The organism is Pilosibacter sp. NGB245 (genome assembly GCF_057397225.1).
Genome location: NZ_CM171584.1, coordinates 599,483 through 621,621, shown reverse-complemented (window position 1 = coordinate 621,621; position 22,139 = coordinate 599,483). Strand labels below are relative to the sequence as shown.

Annotated in this window: 19 protein-coding genes; 2 read left to right on the top strand and 17 right to left on the bottom strand. The window is 50.0% G+C overall.

Going from position 1 to position 22,139, the window contains the following annotated elements:
• Nucleotides 1-3 precede the first annotated feature (3 nt).
• The 10 genes from ACXMYH_RS02645 to ACXMYH_RS02600 all read right to left on the bottom strand — a co-directional run bounded on the left by ACXMYH_RS02645 (nt 4) and on the right by ACXMYH_RS02600 (nt 11,096).
• Complete coding sequence (locus ACXMYH_RS02645) at nt 4-858, bottom strand: energy-coupling factor transporter ATPase (RefSeq protein WP_015553378.1); 855 nt, start codon at nt 856-858, stop codon at nt 4-6.
• 215 nt (nt 859-1,073) lie between these two features.
• Nucleotides 1,074-2,126: a hypothetical protein gene (locus tag ACXMYH_RS02640; protein ID WP_486555470.1), complete on the bottom strand. Its 1,053-nt coding sequence runs from the start codon at nt 2,124-2,126 to the stop codon at nt 1,074-1,076.
• Between the two features lie 88 nt (nt 2,127-2,214).
• A complete protein-coding gene (locus ACXMYH_RS02635; RefSeq protein ID WP_486555469.1) occupies nt 2,215-3,486 on the bottom strand; it encodes an N-acetylmuramoyl-L-alanine amidase family protein in 1,272 nt (423 codons plus the stop codon).
• A gap of 114 nt (nt 3,487-3,600) precedes the next feature.
• A complete protein-coding gene (locus ACXMYH_RS02630; RefSeq protein WP_486555468.1) occupies nt 3,601-4,785 on the bottom strand; it encodes an ABC transporter permease in 1,185 nt (394 codons plus the stop codon).
• Nucleotides 4,769-5,521 (bottom strand): ABC transporter ATP-binding protein, encoded by a 753-nt coding sequence (locus ACXMYH_RS02625; RefSeq protein ID WP_329751878.1) that lies wholly within the window; start codon nt 5,519-5,521, stop codon nt 4,769-4,771. The genes ACXMYH_RS02630 and ACXMYH_RS02625 overlap by 17 nt, the downstream gene beginning before the upstream one ends.
• 67 nt (nt 5,522-5,588) lie before the next feature.
• A complete protein-coding gene (locus ACXMYH_RS02620; protein ID WP_486555467.1) occupies nt 5,589-7,355 on the bottom strand; it encodes an efflux RND transporter periplasmic adaptor subunit in 1,767 nt (588 codons plus the stop codon).
• A gap of 277 nt (nt 7,356-7,632) precedes the next feature.
• Entirely contained in the window at nt 7,633-8,727 is a 1,095-nt protein-coding gene (locus ACXMYH_RS02615) for an S-layer homology domain-containing protein (RefSeq protein WP_486555466.1), read from the bottom strand.
• A gap of 368 nt (nt 8,728-9,095) precedes the next feature.
• Complete coding sequence (locus tag ACXMYH_RS02610; RefSeq protein ID WP_486555465.1) at nt 9,096-9,437, bottom strand: DUF2752 domain-containing protein; 342 nt, start codon at nt 9,435-9,437, stop codon at nt 9,096-9,098.
• Nucleotides 9,434-10,645, bottom strand: a complete 1,212-nt coding sequence (locus ACXMYH_RS02605) for a homoserine dehydrogenase (protein ID WP_118529999.1) — start codon at nt 10,643-10,645, stop codon at nt 9,434-9,436. Before ACXMYH_RS02605 ends, ACXMYH_RS02610 begins: the two co-directional genes overlap by 4 nt.
• A 4-nt stretch (nt 10,646-10,649) precedes the next feature.
• Nucleotides 10,650-11,096 (bottom strand): ACT domain-containing protein, encoded by a 447-nt coding sequence (locus tag ACXMYH_RS02600; protein WP_021905563.1) that lies wholly within the window; start codon nt 11,094-11,096, stop codon nt 10,650-10,652.
• 299 nt (nt 11,097-11,395) lie between these two features.
• On the opposite strand from ACXMYH_RS02600, the gene ACXMYH_RS02595 reads away from it, so the two are divergent.
• Together ACXMYH_RS02595 and ACXMYH_RS02590 are read left to right on the top strand one after the other, a co-directional pair.
• On the top strand, nt 11,396-12,709 hold the full coding sequence (locus ACXMYH_RS02595; protein ID WP_486555343.1) for an IS30 family transposase: 1,314 nt from the start codon (nt 11,396-11,398) through the stop codon (nt 12,707-12,709).
• Between the two features lie 329 nt (nt 12,710-13,038).
• Nucleotides 13,039-13,848 (top strand): carbon-nitrogen hydrolase family protein, encoded by an 810-nt coding sequence (locus ACXMYH_RS02590; RefSeq protein WP_215702081.1) that lies wholly within the window; start codon nt 13,039-13,041, stop codon nt 13,846-13,848.
• 37 nt (nt 13,849-13,885) lie between these two features.
• Here ACXMYH_RS02590 and phoU read toward each other — a convergent pair whose 3' ends face one another.
• The 7 genes from phoU to ACXMYH_RS02555 form a co-directional block, all read right to left on the bottom strand.
• Nucleotides 13,886-14,548, bottom strand: a complete 663-nt coding sequence (phoU, locus tag ACXMYH_RS02585; RefSeq protein WP_118530003.1) for a phosphate signaling complex protein PhoU — start codon at nt 14,546-14,548, stop codon at nt 13,886-13,888.
• Nucleotides 14,549-14,550: 2 nt separating this feature from the next.
• On the bottom strand, nt 14,551-15,312 hold the full coding sequence (gene pstB / locus ACXMYH_RS02580) for a phosphate ABC transporter ATP-binding protein PstB (RefSeq protein ID WP_275950555.1): 762 nt from the start codon (nt 15,310-15,312) through the stop codon (nt 14,551-14,553).
• A 66-nt stretch (nt 15,313-15,378) separates the two neighbouring features.
• Nucleotides 15,379-16,257 carry a phosphate ABC transporter permease PstA gene (gene pstA / locus ACXMYH_RS02575; RefSeq protein WP_215702083.1) on the bottom strand — a complete coding sequence of 293 codons (879 nt, stop codon included), beginning with the start codon at nt 16,255-16,257 and terminating at the stop codon, nt 15,379-15,381.
• A 3-nt stretch (nt 16,258-16,260) separates the two neighbouring features.
• Nucleotides 16,261-17,199 (bottom strand): phosphate ABC transporter permease subunit PstC, encoded by a 939-nt coding sequence (gene pstC, locus ACXMYH_RS02570; RefSeq protein ID WP_486555464.1) that lies wholly within the window; start codon nt 17,197-17,199, stop codon nt 16,261-16,263.
• Between the two features lie 185 nt (nt 17,200-17,384).
• Entirely contained in the window at nt 17,385-18,335 is a 951-nt protein-coding gene (locus ACXMYH_RS02565) for a phosphate ABC transporter substrate-binding protein (RefSeq protein WP_118530009.1), read from the bottom strand.
• A gap of 453 nt (nt 18,336-18,788) precedes the next feature.
• The gene (locus ACXMYH_RS02560; protein ID WP_486555463.1) at nt 18,789-20,555 is read right to left on the bottom strand and encodes an LCP family protein; all 1,767 of its coding nucleotides are present in this window, start codon (nt 20,553-20,555) and stop codon (nt 18,789-18,791) included.
• 16 nt (nt 20,556-20,571) lie between these two features.
• Nucleotides 20,572-21,990 carry an undecaprenyl-phosphate glucose phosphotransferase gene (locus ACXMYH_RS02555; RefSeq protein ID WP_118297427.1) on the bottom strand — a complete coding sequence of 473 codons (1,419 nt, stop codon included), beginning with the start codon at nt 21,988-21,990 and terminating at the stop codon, nt 20,572-20,574.
• Nucleotides 21,991-22,139 lie beyond the last annotated feature (149 nt).

Here is a 22,139-nt window from a genome sequence, read left to right as displayed (position 1 = left end):
CCACTATTTTAAGAGCGGAACAAGTTCGTCCACAAGCTCGTCGATGGAAAGAATTCCATAAGGAAGATCCATTCCGGCTTCCTTTAATTCATCTGCCAGTTCCGTTACCTGCGGCACATCGAGGCTGTATTTTTTCAGTTCCTTGACTCTGGAAAAGACCTCTTTCGGGGTTCCGTCCATCACGACATGTCCACCGTCGATAACGACTACGCGGTCCGCGTCGATGACCTCTTCCATATAGTGGGTGATCAGAACTACCGTGATCCCTTCCTGACGGTTCAGTTCATGAACCGTTTTAATGACCTCGCGGCGTCCGTTCGGGTCTAACATTGCTGTCGGCTCATCCAGAACGATACACCGGGGCTTCATCGCCATAACGCCAGCGATGGCCACGCGCTGTTTCTGTCCGCCGGAAAGCTTATTCGGAGACTGAAGTCTGTAGGCTGTCATTCCCACCGCCTCAAGGCTCTTGTCGACCCGCGCCCAGATTTCCTCCGTCGGAACTCCCATATTCTCCGGGCCGAATCCGACATCCTCTTCCACCACGTTTCCGATGATCTGGTTGTCCGGGTTCTGGAATACCATTCCCGCCGTCTTTCGTACATCCCAGAGATGCTCCTCGTCGTCCGTCCTCATTTTAGAAATATAGACTGTTCCATCCGTTGGAAGCAGGATTCCGTTCATCAGCTTCGCGAATGTGGATTTTCCGGATCCGTTATGTCCTAAAATCGCTACGAAATCGCCTTCCTTGATGTCCAGAGAGACGCCTTTTAACGCATGGCTGACCTCATCCTTGTCTTCCTCTTCATCGTGCCTGATATAGTCAAAGATCAGGTTCACTGCTTTAATGATTCCCATAGAAATCCTTTCTCGTTTTTCATAAACTTCAAGTGACTGCGGCGCCGCATACACCTTCAGGCTGCCGCGACAAATGTTTACACGTTTCTAAATTTTAGTTGATATCTCATAGTAAGTCAAGTGTTTTCGCATGGTTCCAGGAGCTTACCTTTTCAGATATGTGAAAACGGCATGCCACAGGATTTCTCCCATGACATGCCGTCCATCATTCCTTTCTAACTTACCCAGAGCCCCGATGCATCCAACGTATATCCGTCGATCACAGTGGACGCTGCCATCGCTCCGTTCGCGTTCAGGTAATACCACTGTCCCGGTGCTGTCTGGCGCCAGCCGATAGCCATCGCTCCATCGGCATCCATGTAGTACCAGACACCGCCGATCTGCTTCCAGCCAATTACCATCTTTCCGTCACTTCCGAGGTAATACCACTTATTATTGACCAGTCTCCATCCCGTCGCCATATATCCGTTCTCGTCGAAATAATACCAGGTTCCGAGGATCCGGTACCACTGGGAGGTCACAATCTGGCCATTCTCGTCCACATACTTCTTTCCGTCCGCGTAATTCTTCCAGCTGCCCTCCGTGTCGCCAAGGTCATCCAGATACCGGTCAGAGGAGGTAATATAATCACTGTTCCTGCGATACTTCGCGTCGTTCGTTGTCTTTCCCACCGCGCGGATCTCGTAATAGTAGTTTCCCTCTCTTCCCATATACTCGGAGAGGTCCTTGCTGGTTCCCGTTGCATCGATGGTCCGGAGATAATAGTCATCCCGGTATAGGCGGATCTGATATCCCGTCGCATAATCGACTTTCTTCCAGACCGCTTTCATATGGTTCGAAGCGCTCCAGCCGGCTTCATCCGGGGACTCCAGCCATACCACCGGGTAGTAAGTGACTGTGACCTTCAGGTCATCATCCACTTTCACTGCCTTACTCAACGTCGCACCGGAGATCTGGCAGGACTTTGAACCGTAGCTGGAGGAGAACTCTCTTCCGCTGGAGGAAAGAATCAGCGTTGCCGTCACTTTCATTCCAGGATTCCATTTATCTACATCCTTGTTCCACTCCACGGATGTGATCTCGATCCCGTAGCTGCTGCAGCTGATCTCCGGCTCCTCGATCACGCCGGGATCTTCATACTTGTCTTTAAAGGTGATCCTTATAGAATTCACCGTCGGCGCAGCCAGTGCAGGAAGAACCATCCATATCGTCATCACGATCAGAATTCCTGCTGCCGCAAGCCATTTTCCAAAAGTTTTCTGTCTCATAAGGTGCTCCTTTCCTGTATTTTCAGTCTGCTGGAAAATATTCCGACGATTTTCACCGCATAACCGCATGCCCTGCAGGTTCAGATCTTTACTGCGGTTTTCTCCAGATACCGTCCTGATCTAAATAGAAGGTATCGATCACTTCATTGACCGCCTTATGTCCATCCGGATACAGGTAGTAGATCTGTCCGTCGATGTTCTGCCATCCTGTGAGCATTCCGCCGTCGCCGCCGAGGTAATAAGCCTTATCACCCAGCGTGATCCAGCCGGTCACCATAGCTCCGCTCTCGGAGAGATAATACCAGGTATTGTTGTAGAGAAGCCAGCCCGTCTGCATCTTTCCGTCACCGTTCATGTAGTAATAAACGCCGTTCTTCATCTGCCAGCCGGTGAGCATCATTCCGTTTGCGTCAAATAAGTACCAGATATTTCCGATAAATCCCCAGCCGTTCTTTAAATAAGTTCCGTCCGGGTAACGATAATACCAGCGGTTTCCGTCGAGGATCCAGCCGACCTCATTCACATTTGACGGGGCCTGCTGGGAATTTCCGGAATTATTTGTGCTGCTGTTGTTGCCGCTTGACGGCTTTTTCTTTGCCGCTCTCGCCGCGTCATTCTCATCGATATAGACCTCATCGGATATGGTCCAGTCGCTCTTTGACGCGTACTTGGATACCTCATCGTTTGACGGGAGCGCGCGCACCTTAAAGGTGTAGGTTCCCTTGGAGCTCATATACGGAAAGAGATCACAGCTGCTGGTGTGGATCTCGCCGCTCTTGTAGACGTTCTTGCTGCCGCGATAGAGGTACACCTCGTAGGACGCGTCCTCAACGGCCTCCCACTTCGCGAGTCCGAGATCGGAGCTTCCGGACTTTGTGGTCTGCCAGTATGCCTCGCCCGGCACGTCAAGATCGCCCTTTGCCGGTTTTGTCTTTACGGTAACCACCAGACGGTCGGAAGATGTTCTCGAAGCGCTGACAAAAGTTCCGTTCTTTACCTTTACCTTTGAGGAAGTGTAGGAGCTGCTGCTGAACCTATAGTCATTTAAAGTCTTTAAAGTAACTTTCATGGTGTAGGTTCCGCCGATCTTCACGTCGTTCTTTGTGGAATACCACTTTGCGGATACGATATCATATTTATCGTTGTTCGGGATCGATACCTCGCAGTTATCAGAATTGTATCCCACATCGAGATCCGGCAGGGATTCCCCCACCGTCGGTGTCACATCCAGCGTGATGCTGACACTGTTCACATAACTGGTCGCCGCAAACGCTGTCTGCGCCCCGGATACCGCAAACACGACCGCCATGACCCATGCGGCCATCCATGTACTTATTTTTTTCCATTTTCTTTCTGCCATAGAATTGCCTCCCCTCAAGTATCTTTCTTTAACTATATTATAAGGTTGGACAATATCTCCCGTCAACTTACGATATTCTGTCTTTTATCGGCAAATCCGTGGCAAATCAAGACTTTAATCCGTTCTCAGAGCATCAATCGGGTTCAGCTTCGCCGCACGGCTCGCCGGCATGTATCCGAAGATGAGTCCGATGGCAACCGAAACAGTAAATGAGATCACAACTGCCGTCATGGTCGGCGGCGCGTCGATTCCCATGAGGGCGCCGATTCCCGTACTTGCTAAGGCTCCGATCATGATTCCGATGATTCCGCCGATGGAGCTTGTGACCAGCGCCTCGATGACGAACTGCAACATGATCACGCTCTTCTTTGCGCCGAGGGCCTTCCTGATGCCGATCTCCCTGGTTCTCTCTGTCACGGACACCAGCATGATGTTCATGACACCGACGCCTGCAACTAACAAGGAGATACCCGCGATACCGCCCAGCATCATGCTCATCATGGCAATCTGCTCATTTAGGGAATCGAGAAGGGAGCTCATTGCTGTCACCGTGTAGAGGTTTTCGCTCTTCATCTTTTCATAGAGAAAATTTTTAAGTTCTGTCGTGCATGTTTCCGTGTCGTTGATGTCCCGCGATGTGAAGATATAGTTGTTGTTCACAGCATTTCTCGCCATCTTCACAGCTCTGGAATACGGGATCCACACAAAGTCATCCATACATCCGTCATCAAACTCAGAACTGCTCTCCGTCTGCCGTTCCACAACGCCTACGATGGTGTAGCTGTCACCATTTAACTTGACCGTCTCGCCCACGGCGTTCTGGGAGCCGCCGTAGAGTTCCTCCGCCACATAAGCGCCGATGACCGCGACTTTTCGTCTCGCCTCCATGTCGGAGTACTGGAGATTTCTGCCATACTCGATCTCGTAGTCCTTGATTGCAAGATAATCCTCACTGTAGCCGCCGACACTGGTGGAATCCATGGTGTCAGAGTCATGTTTTACCGTGACGCTGACGGACACGTTCGGGGACATGTTCTCGTAGAGGTCTGAATGTTCCTCGTAGAACTCATAAAATTCGTTCACATCAATACTTCTGGATGCCACCGCCTTGTACTGGACCGTGATCTGATTGACACCCATGGAAGAAAAGCTCTCCACCATGTAGGACATATAGCCGTTGACGATACTGACCAGAATGATCACCGACGCGACACCAATGATGATTCCAAGCATCGTGAGAAAGGATCTCATTTTGTTGCCCCAGATACTTTTTAACGCCATTTTAAATGATTGCAGCATACTTTTTCACATCCCCGTCGAAATTGATCTTTCCGTCATGGATCCGCACCACCCGCTTCGCCTCCAGGGCGATGGAGCTGTCGTGGGTGATCATGACGATCGTGTTTCCTTCTTCATTGAGTTTCTTTAAAAAATCAAGCACTTCCCGGCCTGTCCTGGAGTCCAGGGCACCCGTGGGCTCATCCGCCAGGATTAAGGACGGATCTCCTGCGAGAGCCCGCGCGATGGAGACTCGCTGCTGCTGGCCGCCGGAGAGCTGGTTCGGAAGATTCTTCCATTTTTCTTCAAGTCCGACCCTTTTCAGGGAATTCATAGCCCGCTCCCGACGTTCCTTTTTGTCATAACCGGCGTAGAGAAGCGGAAGTTCCACGTTTTCTAAGAGATTTAACTTTGGAAGCAGGTTGTACTGCTGGAAGATAAAGCCGATCATGCGGTTCCGGATCTCCGCCAGCTCGTTGTCGGACATATCCGCCACGTCCTCGCCGCCGAGGAAATATTCGCCCTCCGTCGGGACATCCAGGGCGCCGATGATGTTCATCAGGGTTGATTTTCCGCTTCCAGATTTGCCGACGATGGCGACGAACTCGCCTTTGTTGATGGAAAGGCTGATGCCGTCGTTGGCGTGGACTTCCTCGTCGCCCATGTAGTAGATCTTGTAGATATTGCGCAGCTCTATCAGAGGTTCCTGCTTTTCCAACTCCTCATGAACTTTTGAAACTGCCTCTTCCTGTTTCATCGGCTCTTCTGCGGTATCTATTTGTATTGAGAATTCAGTCTTTTCCATACAATTTATCTCCTATACACTACTGGGATCTTCGTCCGCTGCCACCGTTGCTGCCGCCAGGACCGCCGTTTCCGCCAGGACCGCCCGGTGCACCTCCGCCCATATCACCGCCAGGACCGCCCATGCCGCCCATCTGCATCTGATTGGTCTGCGTCGAACTTCCGGAATCGGAGGAAATGTAGACCTCGTCCCCCTCAGAGAGGCCGGAAAGGATCTCTACATAATCGTCGTTGATGATTCCAGTTGTCACCTGGACCGCCTCGAAGCCGTCCGGGACGTTGCTGCTGCCGGATTTTCCAGAGCCGGTGCTCTTCTTCACATACACTCTGTTTCCACGCATCAGCGCGCTGGCCGGGATCACCAGAGCATTCTCAGAGCTGTCGAGAATGATCTTAGCGTCCACGTTCATGCCAGGAAGAAGACTTCCCGTATCGTCCAGAGTCACTGTCACCGGATAGTTTGTGACACCGTTGGAGTAGCTGCTCTGCAGACTCACATTTGTGACGGTTCCTGTGAATGTCTCACCTTCCACCGCATCCGCCGTGATCTCCACAGACTGGCCGACCTTGACGCTTGAGACATCGAGTTCATCCACGGACATCTCCAGTGTCATGGTGGACAGATCGTAGATCACCGCCATTGTGGTCGTTCCGCTGGAGCTCTTGGAGATCTTATCCCCAACCTTCACGTTTTTCGTGATCACTGTCCCCGAGATCGGCGCTGTGATCGTATAGTCATCCACACTATCCTGAGTGTTGCTCAGCTTGTTCTCCGCGTTTTCCAGGTTGTCATCTGCGCTCTCCACTGCATCTTTGAATTCCTTTAAATACTCTTCCGCCGTCTTTGCGGTCACCTGGAACAGCTCGGAGTTTTTCTCCACATAAGAACCTTCATGAATCAGAAGGTTCTCGATCTCAAGGCTCTTGTTTCCGGAGATTTCCACGCTCAGGGTCGTCTCCGTCTTCGCCGTGAATGTTCCCTCGGCGCTGCAGACAAATCCATCGACTTTTACGGATGCCGCCGTATCTGTCGTAAGTCCGCCAGGATTGGATACCTCAACGGTCACGTTCTTCACGAGGCGTCCGCCGGAAAGTGTCTCCTCCATGCTGCTGACAACCGTGACGGTTCCGGAAATCTGCTCGCCGGTGTCCTCCAATATCACTGCCGCCTCATCACCCACGTTGATCTCCGCCGCCTCGCCGGAGAGGAACGGGACTGTGATCTTCATGACGGAATCATCATAGAGATCCGCGATCTTCGTTCCGTTGTTTACCTTATCGCCCTCTTTGATGTAGAGAGTCCTGATATATCCGGATGCTGTGGAGCGGTATGTATTTCCTGCAAGTCTTGCTGTCTCCTCAGTGTAATCAGACTGTGCCGTCTGGGCGCTCTCCTTCGCTCTCTGAAGGCTGGTCTGAGCAGAGCTCAGATCAGAGTCCATGGAAGACGCGTCGATCCGGTATAGGATCTGGCCTTTTTCCACCACATCGCCCTCCTCAAAGTTTGCCTCGATGACCTCGCCTTCCACCAGTGATGTCACCTCGTAGGTGTCCTTCGGTGACAGGGCGCTGGACGCCGTAAGTTCTGAACTGATGTCCATCCGCTTCACTGTCGTCGTTGACACAGACTGGTCACCCTGACGTTTCTGGCTCGTGGTCTTTTTCTTATAGAGGAAAAATCCGCCAAGCAGCACTGCCAGAACCACTATAAGCACGATCACGATCCTCCCGCTTTTTCCTTTCCGTTTTTTCCGTTTCTTATCTACGGCCACCTTTTCGTTCTCCATACTCGTTCCTTTCCTGTCTATTGAAATCTTCCGCTTCTCTTAACTATGTTCCAAACCTGAATTGTTACAGTACACGGGCACTCCATGCCCGCGCACTGTAACAGGATTTTGCCGATGCTTCACATTCCGAATCGGCAAAATCCGCGGTCATAACGGTATCATACGGAATTTTCAGTTCAGAAAATTCCTACCCATGAAAAGTAACCCTGAATTTTCTCTATTCATGTTTCCACTGCGGTATCTCTATTTTATGTATTGTATGTATATTCGTAACTAATCAATAATCTCCGACAGCATCTACAACCGTATAAGTCGCATTCTCGTCGCTTCCGCTCTTCTCCCACACGATGGCAACCTTGTCATCCACCTCAAACTCTCCGTAGACGGAGAACAGGTACTGGAGCTCCGATCCGCTGATCTGGAACTCATCGCCCTCACCGCCGTTGTCCTGGTAATCGGTGTTTAAGACCACCTTCACCGGTGTGAACGGATCACTGGAATCGTAGTAGATCGCCTTGATCCGGCCCTCCGTGGCGCCTTTGTTCTCGCCGCCGTTGGAATAGGCGAAGATCATCTTTGTCTCCTCGTGGTAATAGAGCACGGTGGCGTAATCGTTGATCTCGCTCTCATCGGACATCTCGCCGTTTAAAAACATGGTAGCGTCTTTCAGGGAAAACGGAACAAGACTCTTTAAGTTCCGGCTGTCATTGTCTAAGATCTTCGGTCCCTTTAAACTGTTATCCAGGATCGAGGATGTATTGATCTCGCCGTCGGAATTGTAGGTCAGGTCAAATATCTTACTGCCGTACTGGTTTCCTTCTTTTGTCTTCGCCTTCATCAGGTTATAGAACAGGTTGATGCAGTCTTCCCTCGTGAGGACCTCGTCAAGATCACGATAGATCCCAGAATCCAGGGACAGGGACTTGAACTTCGCAAGGCGGCTCTCCTGAAGACTTCCGGAGAAATCCTCGTTTGTGTATCCTAAGACTCCCAAAACTGCCTTGATGGCATCCCGCATCGTGATCCCCTCGTCCGGCTTAAAGTTTCCTCCGAGATAACCGGACATCCAGGAATTTGTCGCCGCGGTGCGAATCGCTGAGGAGTATTGGGATTTCGCGGAAACATCTGCGAACACGGACACGGTTCCCGTGGAGTTCGCTGCCTCACGGTAATTGGACGCCTTTACGAGAAGCTCCGCAAACTCACCTCTCGATACGTTTGTCTGATAGTTGCTCGTACTCAAAATTCCAAGCAGTCTCACTGTCTTCTTTCTCATCTCAAATGTGGTGCTGGCCGCATAGGCGTTTACCGTCATCCCCGCGCCCACCGCGCAGACCGTCAGTACCGCCGCTATCATCTTTCCTCTTCTCATTCCCATTCTCCTTTCATCCACCTTGATCGCCAGATCAACATCTCCATGTATTTTTTTCTAATAGTCTCACAGACCCGGTTTCTGTACTTTTAAAGTACATACAGTCAGAACTCCTTGCATTTTTCTTACTGTTTATTTCAATTTCCGTAATAACTCTACCGGAAATTTGTGATTCATCTGTGTTTGACCTGTGTTCAAACTGTGAAAGAAGGCACGCAAAACCGGGCATTTCTGCGTCAAAACTGTGGCGAACGGATTTGCGAGCAGCCGCCTGCCCATCCCTGGCCGCTACAAGCCTACGCTTATATGCAAAGAAGACCCGGCGCAGATACCACTTTCGGTACCCACTCCAGGTCTTCTCCCTATTCTCACACCCCCGGCAGCCGCCCGATCACATCGATCCCGGCGAATACCAGAAGTCCGTTTTTTATGATAAAATTTAAGATCACGATCCCCGCCGCTGCGTAAGCGATCCGGTCATCCAACTCCGGTCGGAATCTCCTGTTTCCCGTGGCAAAATACAGGATCCAGGAAACCGCAGCCCCCACAGCTACCGATGCCATATACGGCACCACCGGATGGTACAGAAAGCTTAGTACCGGATGCCCTGAAAGGAGTGCCCGGACGGCTCTCGTTCCCCCGCATCCCGGACAGTAAAGCCCGGTCATCATCTGAAACAGGCATGGCATCTGGAACCATGTTGGGATCATAATCTGGCTGCGATCTTCTGGCGCAGTCCACCGACCTTTGCTGCTGCCGCGTCGAACTCTTCCCCTGTCATCTCACCGGTCAGAACCGCGAACTCATCTTTTCCTTCCAATGTCACAAATTTCACGTCACCGAAAGCTGCCGCAACGGCCTCTTTCTTTGCTCTCTCAGAACCCTCAAACCGTGCAAAGTACTTTCTGGAAAGCTCAGCCGCCGGATGTACCTCAAGCTTCTCGCTGCTCCAGCCGATCTTCTCCGGCTCATCGCCGAAGCGGACTGCGGAGATCATATCCCCGACAACGGCGCTGGCTGTCGGCAGTTTTCCTGCTCCGCTTCCATAGAACATGGACGCCCCCAGCATATTTCCCACAACGAGGATTCCGTTGAACACATCTGTCACCGCATACAGCGGGTCTTTCGCATCCACGAGGACCGGCGCGACCTCCAGATAGATCTTTCCATCTTTATTCACGCTGGTTCCGAAGAGCTTGATCGCCGCACCCATATGTGCCGCGTAGCTGGAATCCATGGAAGTGATTTTTGTGATTCCCTGGGTCGGGATCTCCTCGTAGTTTACTTCTTTTCCTGTTGCGACCGCAGTCAGGATCGCGATCTTTCTGCAGGTGTCATATCCTTCAATATCTGCCTCCGGGTTGCGCTCCGCGTAGCCCAATTCCTGGGCGCGCTTTAACGCCTCCTCGAAGCTCCATCCCTCTTCATTCATCTTTGTGAGGATGTAGTTTGTCGTTCCGTTTAAGATACCGGAGATTTCTAAAATCTCCTCGCCGCCGAGGCTCTCCACAAGCGGGCGGATGATCGGAATACCGCCGCCGACACTTGCTTCAAACAAGAAGCTGATGTTCTTTTCCGCGGCGATCCGGATCAGCTCTGTCCCATGGGCCGCAACCAGTGCCTTATTGGAAGTCACCACATGCTTTCCCGCGAGCAGGCAGCGCTTTACAAACTCGTAGGCCGGTTTTGTTCCGCCCATGGTCTCCACAACGATCCCGATCTCCGGGTCATTTACGATCTGTTCCACATCATGGATCACAAGCTTCTCCACAGGACTTCCCGGAAACTCCCTGAGATCCAGGATATATTTTACTTCGATCGGCTCTCCAGCCTTTTTCTCTACGCTTTTGCAGTTCTTGTCAAGAACCTCATACACGCCAGAACCGATGGTTCCGTATCCCATAATTGCCGCTTTCATCCGTCTATTTCTCCACTCCTAAAATTTTTACGTTCTGTACGCCCTTTAAGTGCTCGATCTCCTCAACCATACCGGCAACATTTCCCGTATCTGAGAGAACTTCCACGCTGAGCGTTACCGTCGCGGATCCGTTTACCGGGATCGTCTGGTGGATCGTAAGGATATTCGCGCGGTAATCCGCAACGATGTGGAGCAGGTCAGACAGAAGCCCCGGCTCGTCCATCATCTGGGTCACAAGTGTCACTGTCTTTCCTCTCGTGTTGTCGGAAAACGGAAGAATATCATCCTTATATTTATAAAAGGAACTGCGGCTTAAACCGACCTGTTCCGCCGCCTCCTGCACCGTCATGTTTTTGTCCGCCTCGAGGAGACGTTTCACCTCAACGACTTTCTGAAGGACTTCCGGCAGCGCTTTGTCACGAACCACATAATACTTGTTTTTTTTCTCCATATATCAGACCTCGCAAGCTAAAAATTTCTTTTTTATTACCGAAATCATACTTTTCGTCCATTGCTCTGGCACGTTACCATATGTGCGTCCCAGAAAAACATGTGTACGCAAGAATCTTAGCATATTTTGGATGCTTATGCAAGCAGATGTTTGTGTGTTTGCCCCTGCCCTAAAATGAAAATTTAAATTCCACTTCTCCAAAGGGCGGTGGAGTTTACTCTTGCACAGTTGATATTTACTCATGCATACTGATATGATACTTTAATCGTCCTTCTGACAGCAGTAGAAGGAGTTTGACTATGAGTAAATATATCCCAGGCAACCAGAAGCATCTCACCATAGAGGATCGTATCTATATCCAGAATGAACTGGATAAGGGTACATCCTTTAAAGATATTGCCCGCTTTCTCTGTAAGGACCCTACTACGATTTCAAAAGAAGTGAAGGCCAGAAGAGCCTCCGATTGGTTTCACAAAGGGACTTTTCTTAATGCGAAGAACTTCTGTACCAAGCGTTTCCGTTGTAAGAAAACGAATGCCTGCAATAAGATCCTTCTTTGCGGCGTTAAATGTGCTTCCTGTCCCACCTGTAACCAGACCTGTCCGGATTTTCAAAAAGAACGCTGCAGCAAACTTGATCGGGCTCCCTACGTCTGCAATGGATGCAGTAAAAAGATCAATCATTGTACGATTGCCCACAAATATACCTACAATGCCAGATTCGCTGATCGGAAATACCGGGAGTGTCTCAAGGATTCCAGGTCCGGAATCGCTATGACCAGACAGGAACTCCACAAAAAGGATAAGATCATCACTCCTCTGATCGATCAGGGCCAGTCTCCTTACCAGATCGTTGCAAACCATCCGGAATTGAATCTTTCCGTCCGCAGCGTTTACAACTACCTTGATATGGGACTTCTGACTGCCAGAAACGTTGATCTGAAACGTAAAGTGAAGTTTAAACCCAGAAAAGTCCATAAATCACAGATATCTGACCGCCGTGTCTTTAATGGCAGAACTTACGCTGATTTTCAACAGTTGCACCTGGAATCTTTTGTAGAGATGGACACCGTCCACTCCGCTGTTGGTTCCTCTAAAACACTGCTTACCTTCTTTTTTACAAGGGAAAAGCTGTTTCTTGCGTTCCTCATGAACCGGAATACGGAAGGATCTGTACGACTCGTTTTGGACCGTTTAGAAAAGCGTTTTGGTACCTTCGATTTCCTGACTCTGTTTGAATATATCCTCACCGACAGAGGCGCTGAATTCGGTGATCCTGATTCTCTCGAAACCGGTGTTACCGGTATCCAGAGAACCAACATTTATTACTGTGATCCCATGAGAAGCGGACAGAAAGGCGGCATTGAACAGGCACACACCATGCTCCGCATGATACTGCCGAAACGAACTACCTTTGAATTCCTGACTCAATGGGATGTGAATCTAATCACCAGCCACATCAACTCAACACCGCGGGAGAGTTTGAATGGGCGTACACCGTATGATGCCGCCCTGGAGGCTTTTGGGGAAGACGTCTTAAAAGCGTTTCAGCTTAGGCGTATTGACCCTGACAAAGTCATCTTAACACCTAAGCTGATCCGCTATAACCACTAACCCATGAAGAAATCTGCTGTCAGACTGGAAGTAAACTTTTCACATTTTTCAAATGTGGCTGGTGGAATTTAGTCGTGCACACCGACCTCCAGCAGCTTGTTTGCCATACAGAAAAACAGAAAATTTCGCCATAGATTACTTGTATTATAGCATAGATTCCGCTTTTCTTCTTAAAAATCACTAGATTATAAGCAACTTTTAAAAGAGCGGTGGAATTTACTTTTACACTGGAATTTACTTTTTCAAGTCAGCTGTTTGCCCCTGCCGCTTGACATTTCTCCTTTGCAGGACTTACACTTAATTCATATTAAACCTAAGGAGGTTTCCATATGTCATCCATGACCATCGCCCAGCTTCAGACCCACGTATTTTCCGATAAAATGCAGAACATCGAGGCTCTGCGCCCTCTGATCCAGAAAGCAAAAAATTCCGGCGCAGATCTCGTCTGCCTTCCGGAAATGTTCAACTGCCCCTATGAAACACCGAATTTCCCTGTTTATGCAGAAAAAGCAGGCGGACCGGTCTGGCAGGCGCTCTCTGACCTTGCAAAGGAATTCGGGATCTACTTTTCCGCCGGATCCGTCCCGGAATGTGACCAGGACGGACATGTTTTCAATACCGCCTATGTCTTTGACCGAAGCGGAAAGCAAATTGCCCGCCACAGAAAAGTCCACCTCTTCGACATTGATGTAAAAGGCGGACAGTATTTTAAAGAATCTGATACTCTGACTCCCGGAGACTCCGCTACCGTATTCGACACGGAATTTGGAAAAATCGGTCTCTGCATCTGTTTCGATATACGCTTTCCGGAGATCTTCCGACGGATGGTGCTGGAAGGTGCTGATATCGTCCTTGTTCCGGCAGCCTTCAATATGACTACTGGACCGGCACACTGGGAGCTTACCTTCCGTGCCCGCGCTCTGGACAACCAGATTTTTGTCTTCGGAACTTCTCCGGCGAGAGATCTCTCCGCCTCCTATCAGGCCTTCGGTCACTCTATCGCTGTCTCCCCATGGGGCAGAGTCTTAAATCAGATGGATGAGCACGAGGGAATGCAGATCACTACCATTGATCTTGACGAGATCACGTCCGTCCGGGAGCAGCTTCCACTTCTGAAAACACGAATGGAGAATCTGTAAATCAGGTTCTCCATTCGTTTAAGTTTCCTTTTTATGCTTACAGATGCTCTTCCATCTCACTATTGCGATGAACACCGGTGATCGCGTACTCCGCCCACTCCGCAATATTTGTTGCATGGTCACCGATCCGCTCCAGATATTTGGCGATCATCAAGACATCAAGAATCTGTTCCTGAGTTGCCTCACCGTTTAAGATACCATCGGCAAGTTCTTTTTTGACCTCATTAAAAAGGTTATCGATCACATCATCGTATTCAATAACTTCTTTTGTCTTTTTGAGATCTCCGTTTGCAAAGCTCTCGATGCTCTCACGAACCATAGATGCAACGGCTTTTGCCATCTCGCCAAGTCTTGTGGCCTTTACCGGAGCGGAAAGATCGGTCGTCTTTACGATCTCAGCGATATCGCCTGCCTGATCACCGATCCGCTCCAGATCCGTGATCATTTTTAAGGTGGAGGAAATCGTTCTGAGATCACTTGCCACTGGCTGCTGCTCTAACAGGAGCTTCAAGCATTTGCTCTCGATGTCCCTCTCCTTTAAATCGACATTCGCGTCCGCTGCCAGAATCTTCGCTGCCTGTTCCCGATCCATGTTCATCAGTGCCTCGTACGCTCCGTCGATCATGCTCTCGCAAAGATTTCCCATCTCCGCGAGCATCTTATGCAGCTCTTCCAACTGTTTTAAAAATGCATCTCTCATAATCAGCCAAACCTCCCTGTGATGTAACTCTCTGTGCGCTCATCTCTCGGGTTCGCGAACAGATCGCCTGTATTATTGTACTCGACGACCTCACCTAACAGGAAGAACGCGGTCTTATCAGAAATACGCGCTGCCTGCTGCATGTTGTGGGTGACGATCACGATCGTGTACTTATCCTTTAACTCCATCGCCAGATCTTCAATTTTTGATGTGGAGATCGGATCCAGAGCAGAGGTCGGCTCATCCATCAGGATAACCTCCGGCTCTACTGCCAGAGTTCTTGCGATGCAGAGTCTCTGCTGCTGTCCGCCGGAGAGTCCCAGAGCACTTTTATTTAGGCGATCCTTCAGTTCATCCCAGATCGCCGCCTGCCGTAAGCTTCTCTCAACGATCTCATCGAGATCTGCTTTTTTTGTGATTCCGAAGATTCTCGGGCCGTAAGCCACATTGTCGTAGATGCTCTTCGGAAACGGATTCGGCTGCTGGAAGACCATGCCGACCTTGTGACGCAGTGTGATGGCATCCATATCTTTAAATATGTTCTTTCCGTCAAGTTCTACTTTTCCCTCGATCTTCACACCCTCCACAAGATCATTCATGCGGTTTAAGGTCTTTAAAAATGTGGACTTTCCGCATCCGGACGGTCCGATGAAAGCTGTGATCTTATGTTCATCGATCTGCATGTTGATATCCTTCAACGCGTGGAAGGCGCCGTAATGCAGATTCAGCTTTTCGATATCAAATTTCGGTTTTATCGCTGTCATATATTTTTCCTCTCTAAAACTGTCATATGCCGGTCTCATGTATTGTTTCGGCTGTACGGCGTCTCCTTACGCTTCCTCGCCGGAATTCTTCTTCTTTAAGTGATGGCTCCACACATTCGCACCGATGCTGAATGCCAGAACCAGGATCATAAGGACCGCGGAGGCGGTGTTCGCCAGTGCCTTATCCTGACCGTTTACCTGAAGGTTCCAGATCTGGATCGACAATGTCTCTGCCGGGCGGAACGGGTTGAACGGGCAGGTCGGGGCTGCCAGGTTCCAGTTGCCCCAGCGCAGGTCACTTCCGGATCCTGTGGTGTAGAGGAGCGCCGCCGCCTCACCGAATCCACGTCCTGCCGCCAGGATGACGCCTGTCATGATGCGCGGGAGACATGCCGGGAGAAGTACATGGAAGATGGACTGCCATTTTGTCGCTCCAAGACCTAAACTCGCCTGAAAATATCCCGCCGGGAGTCCCTTGATGGCATCCTCGGTGGTCGTCGTGATAAGCGGAAGTGTCAGGATCGATACGGAGAGGGCACCCGCCATCAGGCTCTTTCCCATTCCGAAGAATACGAGGAATACCAGGTATCCGAACAGGCCCACAACGATGGACGGAAGGGAAGAAAGCGTCTCGATACACATTCTTAAAAACTTTGTCATCTTTCCCTGCTTTGCGTACATGGCCAGGTAGATCCCGGCGCAGACGCCGAGCGGTACGGATACAAGAAGTGAAATAAATACAAGGTAGATCGTGTTGAATAGCTGGTTTCCGATGCTTCCTTTTCTCGCGAACCGGAACATTTCCGGCGTTGCTCCCATGAGACCGCCGATGATGACTTTACCGGCAAACCCAATGAGCAGCGCGAAGAAGAAAACTGCGACCAGGTAAAAAACAACTGTCATAACGCGGTCCACGTTTCGTGAACATCTGATCTTATTTTCCATTGTTTACTTTTCCCCCTTTGCCGCAGGCTGTTTTTCTTCTTTCTCCGGTTTCACTGCTGTCACATGGTGGATCAGGAAGATGAAGAACAGGGAGATTGCAAATAACAGCAGTGCCATGGTCCAGAGTGCGGATTTCATCTCGCCGCCTTCCATCGCGTTGCCCATCTGGGCTGCGATCTCTGTCGTCAGCGTTTTTGTTGTCGAGAAGATGCTGGTCGGAAGCGCTGTTGTCTGACCGATGACCATCGCTACCGCAAGTGCCTCGCCGAACGCTCTCGCAAGTCCCAGGATGATTCCGGAGATGATCCCTGGTGCCGCTGCCGGAACAACGATCCGGTAGATCGTCTGCCAGCGTGTGGAACCAAGTCCGTATGCCGCCATTCTGCATTCCTTCGGCACGGAGTGAAGAGCGTCAGCCGCCACACTCGTGATCGTCGGGAAGATCATCACTGCAAGGACCAGTCCCGCTGCCAGGATGGAATGACCGACCTGACGGTCAAACACATTTTTGATCGCCGGAATGAGCACCGTGAGTCCTACCCAGCCGTATACAACAGACGGGATTCCTGCAAAGATCTCGACCACCGGGCGGTAGAACTTCTCACCAAACTTCGGGGAGATCTCCGTAATAAAGATCGCGGAACCAAGGGAAAACGGAGTCGCGATGAGAAGTGCCAGTCCGCATGTGCAGAGTGATCCCACGATGAAAATCAGGGCTCCGATGCTGCCTCCGCCTGTCATATTGTCCTCCGGCGCCCAGTCCGCAGATCCTAAAAATTCCAGGAAGGAATGTTTATAGACCAGAAATGTCGCAGATCCCTTGTATACAAGGAATGCGCCGATCACGATCGTCAGAAGGATCACAAACAGTCCGCAGGCCGTCATCAGATCACGCCACAGATATTCTCTGACGAACATGCTTTTTTCTTTACCATTCTTCATAAGTCCTCCTGCTTCTGATATTCGAAGCAATTTCTATCAATTCAGCTGATGTTTCAGCCGGAAAATATCTTCTGAACTATTTCGGGGCGGGCCAGATTTTTCTGCCCCGCCCCTCTTTGCAGCTACCTGTCCATGTCCTCTCTGCATTCTGCCATCGGCTCATGGCTTTTGCCGCTCTGTCTGGATTAGTGTTCTGTATTTGTCATCTTGGAAGATACGCCGTATCCTAAGGATTCCATCTTTGCGCCGTACTCATCGGACATGATGTAGTCAAGGAATGCGCTTACAACTTCGTCCGGCTCACCCTTTGTGTACATATGCTCAAATGTCCATACCGGATATTTTCCAGCGTATGTATTTTCAAGTGTCGGCTCTGCGCCATCGATCGCTACGGTTGCAACTCCCGCATCACCTGTCAGATAGGAAAGTGCTACGTATCCGATCGCACCCTTCGTATCTTTTACATTCTGAAGAAGAACACCGGAATCATCTGTCTCCATGGAAGTGTTGGAAGCTTCCTCGTTTCCGTCAAGCGCGTATTTCTGGAAGGTTGCTCTTGTACCGGAAGATGTCGGTCTTGTTACAAGGACGATGCTCTCATCCGGTCCACCGACTTCTTTCCAGTTTGTTGTCTTTCCTGTGAAGATGTCGATGAGCTGCTGTTTTGTAAGATCCTCAACGCCGCCTTCTTTTACATCGTTATTTACGATTGGAGCCATTGTGACTACGCATACCTGATGATCAACAAGCTCTTTTGCCTGTGCTTCGTCAAGCTTTGCGGATGCCTCAACATCGGAGTTACCAATATTTACGGTTCCCTCGGAAACCTGCTTTAAGCCCTCTCCGGATCCGCCTGCATCGATCGTGATGGAAACGTCCGGGTATTTCTCGATAAACATGTCTGCCGCATCATCAACGAGCGGTTTTAATGCGGAAGAACCTGCCGCTGTGATGGAACCGGTGAGCGCTGCTGTCTCGGTTGCTGCTGTTGTATCTGCTGCCGCTGCGGTCGTGTCTGCTGCCGCTGTTGTCGCTGCTGCTGTTGTGGATGCTGTACTGCTGCTTCCGCACCCTGTCATCATGCTGACTGCTAATACTCCTGCACCTGCAAGTGCCATTACTTTTCTTGTTTTCATAATCTTCTCCTCCTCAAAGGTCTTTGTTTTTGTTTTTTCTTTCTCTGTACAGTAATATTTTTATCACGAAACAAAAAATGCAAAAACCATGATTCGGTAACTAGTTTGTATAATCTATGTAAATTGTAAATTCATAATTTCGTTTAAAAATATAGCCGGGTAAAACCAGTTCTCTCAAACAAGTGAAAACACGCTTCGCGAGTTTCCCCTTGTTATCCCGACAGTCGCCAAGGTCTCGCGCAAGCGCGGACTTTGGCTCGTTGTTCGCGTAAATACAGAAAAAAAGCGCACCGCCTGACCACCCGGAATTTTCACTCCAGCCTCATCAGACGATGCGTCTTTTCTCTTTATGATCCTGAACTTTTTACATTCTTCGGTCCGCCATAGCAGCTTCCCGCAGTCATTCGATCACCATGATCCTACAGGAGCGGCCTTCCGGTCCTCCTGTGCCCCTTATACTCCTGCTGCCGGACCTTCCGGTGCGACTGCACCGCCCGGAACCGTCACGGAGCTCTGTGCTTCTGACTGGGATGCCGGACCGGCGCTCGTTGTCGCCTCCGGTACTGCCGCGGTGGAATGTTCATATCCCGGTCCGACCGGAACTTCCGCTGTTGTCTCCTGCGGATTTGACGGACGGAATGCCTCTGTGGAGGTCTCTGCTTCATCCGTCGGGCTCGCCGCATGACTCTCCGTCGGTTTCACATAGATATTTCCATGCTCATCCGTCTCATAAGCCGCGCTGCTGCTCTCATGACTTCCGGAAGAAGTCTCGATCGGCTTTCCATCTGGTCCCGTCTCAGTCTCCTTTGTGCTCTCCGATTCTTTTCTCGACTCATTGAGCATGGATTCCATCTGGGACTCTTCCTGACTCTCCTTCTTGCTCTCTTCCTCGGCAGAAAGTGTCGTAGACTCTGTCGCTCCCTTCGGGATATAGCCCTGATCAGTCGCTACATGGTCGATCTCCTTGCCTGCCTTGCTGAGTCCTGTAGCCGAGGCGATCTTGCTGCTGATCGTCTGAACAGTGCTCGACGGTGTGTAGTTCTCCTCCGCATAGAGGAAGTTATGGAGACTTGTCACGTTGCTGACAAGCGTCTGCGGGATAACGCAGGCCGCGTTGTTTTTTCCGATCTTGATCTTCTTCTCTCCGCGTGCTGCCGGGAATCCCATGCTGTCGCCGAGATGATACTTTGTGATATTCTTCACCATCGGAAGAAGATCATTGACATTGATGTTTGTTGCACACATTGCGGACATATTTCCCACAAGGCTGTTTAAGGTCGCGAAATCTGCTTTCTTTGCCTTCTCAAATGCCTTCTGGATGACAAGTCTCTGACGCTCGGTACGCGCGTAGTCACTGTCCATCAGACGGAGACGTCCGTAAGCAACGGCCTGGACACCGTCTAAGTGGTTCACACCGGCGCTCTTCAACTGAACAGATCCGATTCCGGTACCTTTTACAGTCTCTGTGATAAATGCGTTAATATAATAAAACTCAGATTTACTGATATCGATATCAACACCGCCAAGGATATTGATTGCAGTCGCGACTGCTTTCCAGTTGAATGCAACATAGTGTGTGATATTGAGATCCAGGTTTTTATTCAGTGCCTTGACCGCCTGTTCCGGACCGCCAAGAGCGTATGCCGCGTTGATCTTATTATATGTGTTTTTGTCACTCACATTCAGGTAAGTATCACGGAATACGGATGCCAGTTTGATCTCACCTGTCTCACGATTTAAGTTTGCGATCATGATAACGTCGGACTGGCTTCCCTTTCCGGTCGATCCGTCACGGGAATCCAGACCAAACACGGCGATGGTCCAGTATCCTTTTTCCATCTTATCCCTCATTTCCAGAGAGATATTCTCATTCAGAACATCTTTCAGATCGAACTCATTCTGTCCGTTCATTTTTCCGAAGTTGTGCTGGATATATGCGTAGACAGCTCCGGAGAACCCAAGCACCAGAACGATCAGTGCGATCAGAACACCGATGATGATCTTTTTCTTTTTGTTTCCGTTTTTGCGTCTCTTGTGGTTATGGGAACCTGCGCCATGGCTCTTCGCTGCTGCGCGCCCTGCCCGGCTTCCCGGATCCGCACTCATGGAATACAGATTTTCTGTCTCGTGGGAATGATGCTTTGCAGCTGTCTCCCTTTCGCTCTCACGCCGTCTGCTTTTTCTTGCGCGCGAACGGTCTAATTCGTCTTCATAATTCATGTCATTTGTCCTCGTATTAGTAAGCGTTTTTATTGATGAATCCCTTGAAAACTGTTAAGAACATGATCTTGAAATCAAGACCAAGCGTCCAGTTCTCGATATAGTAGAGATCGTGCTCGATCCGCTTAATGATCGAGGTATCTCCACGATAACCATTCACCTGTGCCCAACCGGTAAGACCGGGACGGACTTGATGTTTGATCATATATCGCGGGATTTCTTCCTTAAATTTTTCAACGAAAAACGGCCGTTCCGGTCTCGGTCCCACAAGACTCATATCCCCCATGAGAATATTGAAAAACTGTGGAACCTCATCGATGCTTGTACGGCGGATGATTTTTCCGATGAGAGTTACACGGGCATCTCCCTTTGTCGTCCAGCGGCTCTTTTCCTTACTTGGATCCTGGACCGTCATGGAACGGAACTTATACATCTTAAACGGGCGATTGTGAAGTCCGACCCGTTCCTGACAGAAAATGATCGGTCCCGGAGATGTCAGTTTGATGAGCAGTGCCACGATCAGCATGATCGGGGAGAATAAAACGATCCCCACGATCGCACCCACGATATCCACAGCTCTCTTGATCGCTGCATTCACCGGATCATTTAGCGGAACACGGCGGATGTGGATCACCGGTAGTCCCTGGAGATCCTCCATATAGGGGATCGTCGGGATAATATTCCCATAATCCGGGATAAATTTCGTGTGTACGCCGGATTTTTCACAGAGCGCAACAATATGGCGGAGTTTTTCATACTCACCCAGGCTCAGTGTAACGGCGATCTCATCAAGACTGTTCTGCTCTAAAATATAATCAAGGTCCTCGACACAGCCGATGACCTTAACTCCCTTATACTCACTTCCGCGTTCCTTCGTATCATCGATGATCCCGCGGATCTTGTATCCCCATTCCGGATTCTTATTCACCCGGTCGATAAAACCTTCTGCCGCGGAGGAATATCCTACCAAAAGGATATGTTTCTGATTGTATCCTTTCGAGCGCATGGACCGGAGCACGATCCGGATCCCGTTCCGCTCGATCGTCATAAATGCCACGTTCAGGACGTAGAAATATACAACCAGCCTCTGGGAGAAGTTGTAGAGGTGCGGCTCTTTTCTTCCCAGGTACAGGACAAGACCGAAAATTAAAAATCCGATCGAGTTTGCCTTAAAGATCTTTCCGAATTCGTTTCTGCGCCCAAGCACACGCTTTGGGGTGTACAGTCCAAATAAGGAGTACAAAAGCAGATACGCCGGAATAATAACGAGCAGCGCGCCAAAATAAAATCCGACCTCAAGTGTCCGTTTTCCAAGCTGGTTCGCCCATCCGCTTCCGATCACGATAAACCATGCGAGCAGATAAGAGAACGCGGTCACGCAGGCATCAAGCACCACATGAAAACGGTTGAGGCTCTTTTGATTGTCTTTGATCATATGATTTCACCCTGTTTTCCAAGGAAGATGCTGCCGGTTTTATTGTCCCGCAGCATTGTAATGGTGACAGCTCAGTCAGAGCATAGTACCGCCATCGTAAAATTATGCATACATAGTATACATAAATTTTTCCTGTTTGCAAATAAACG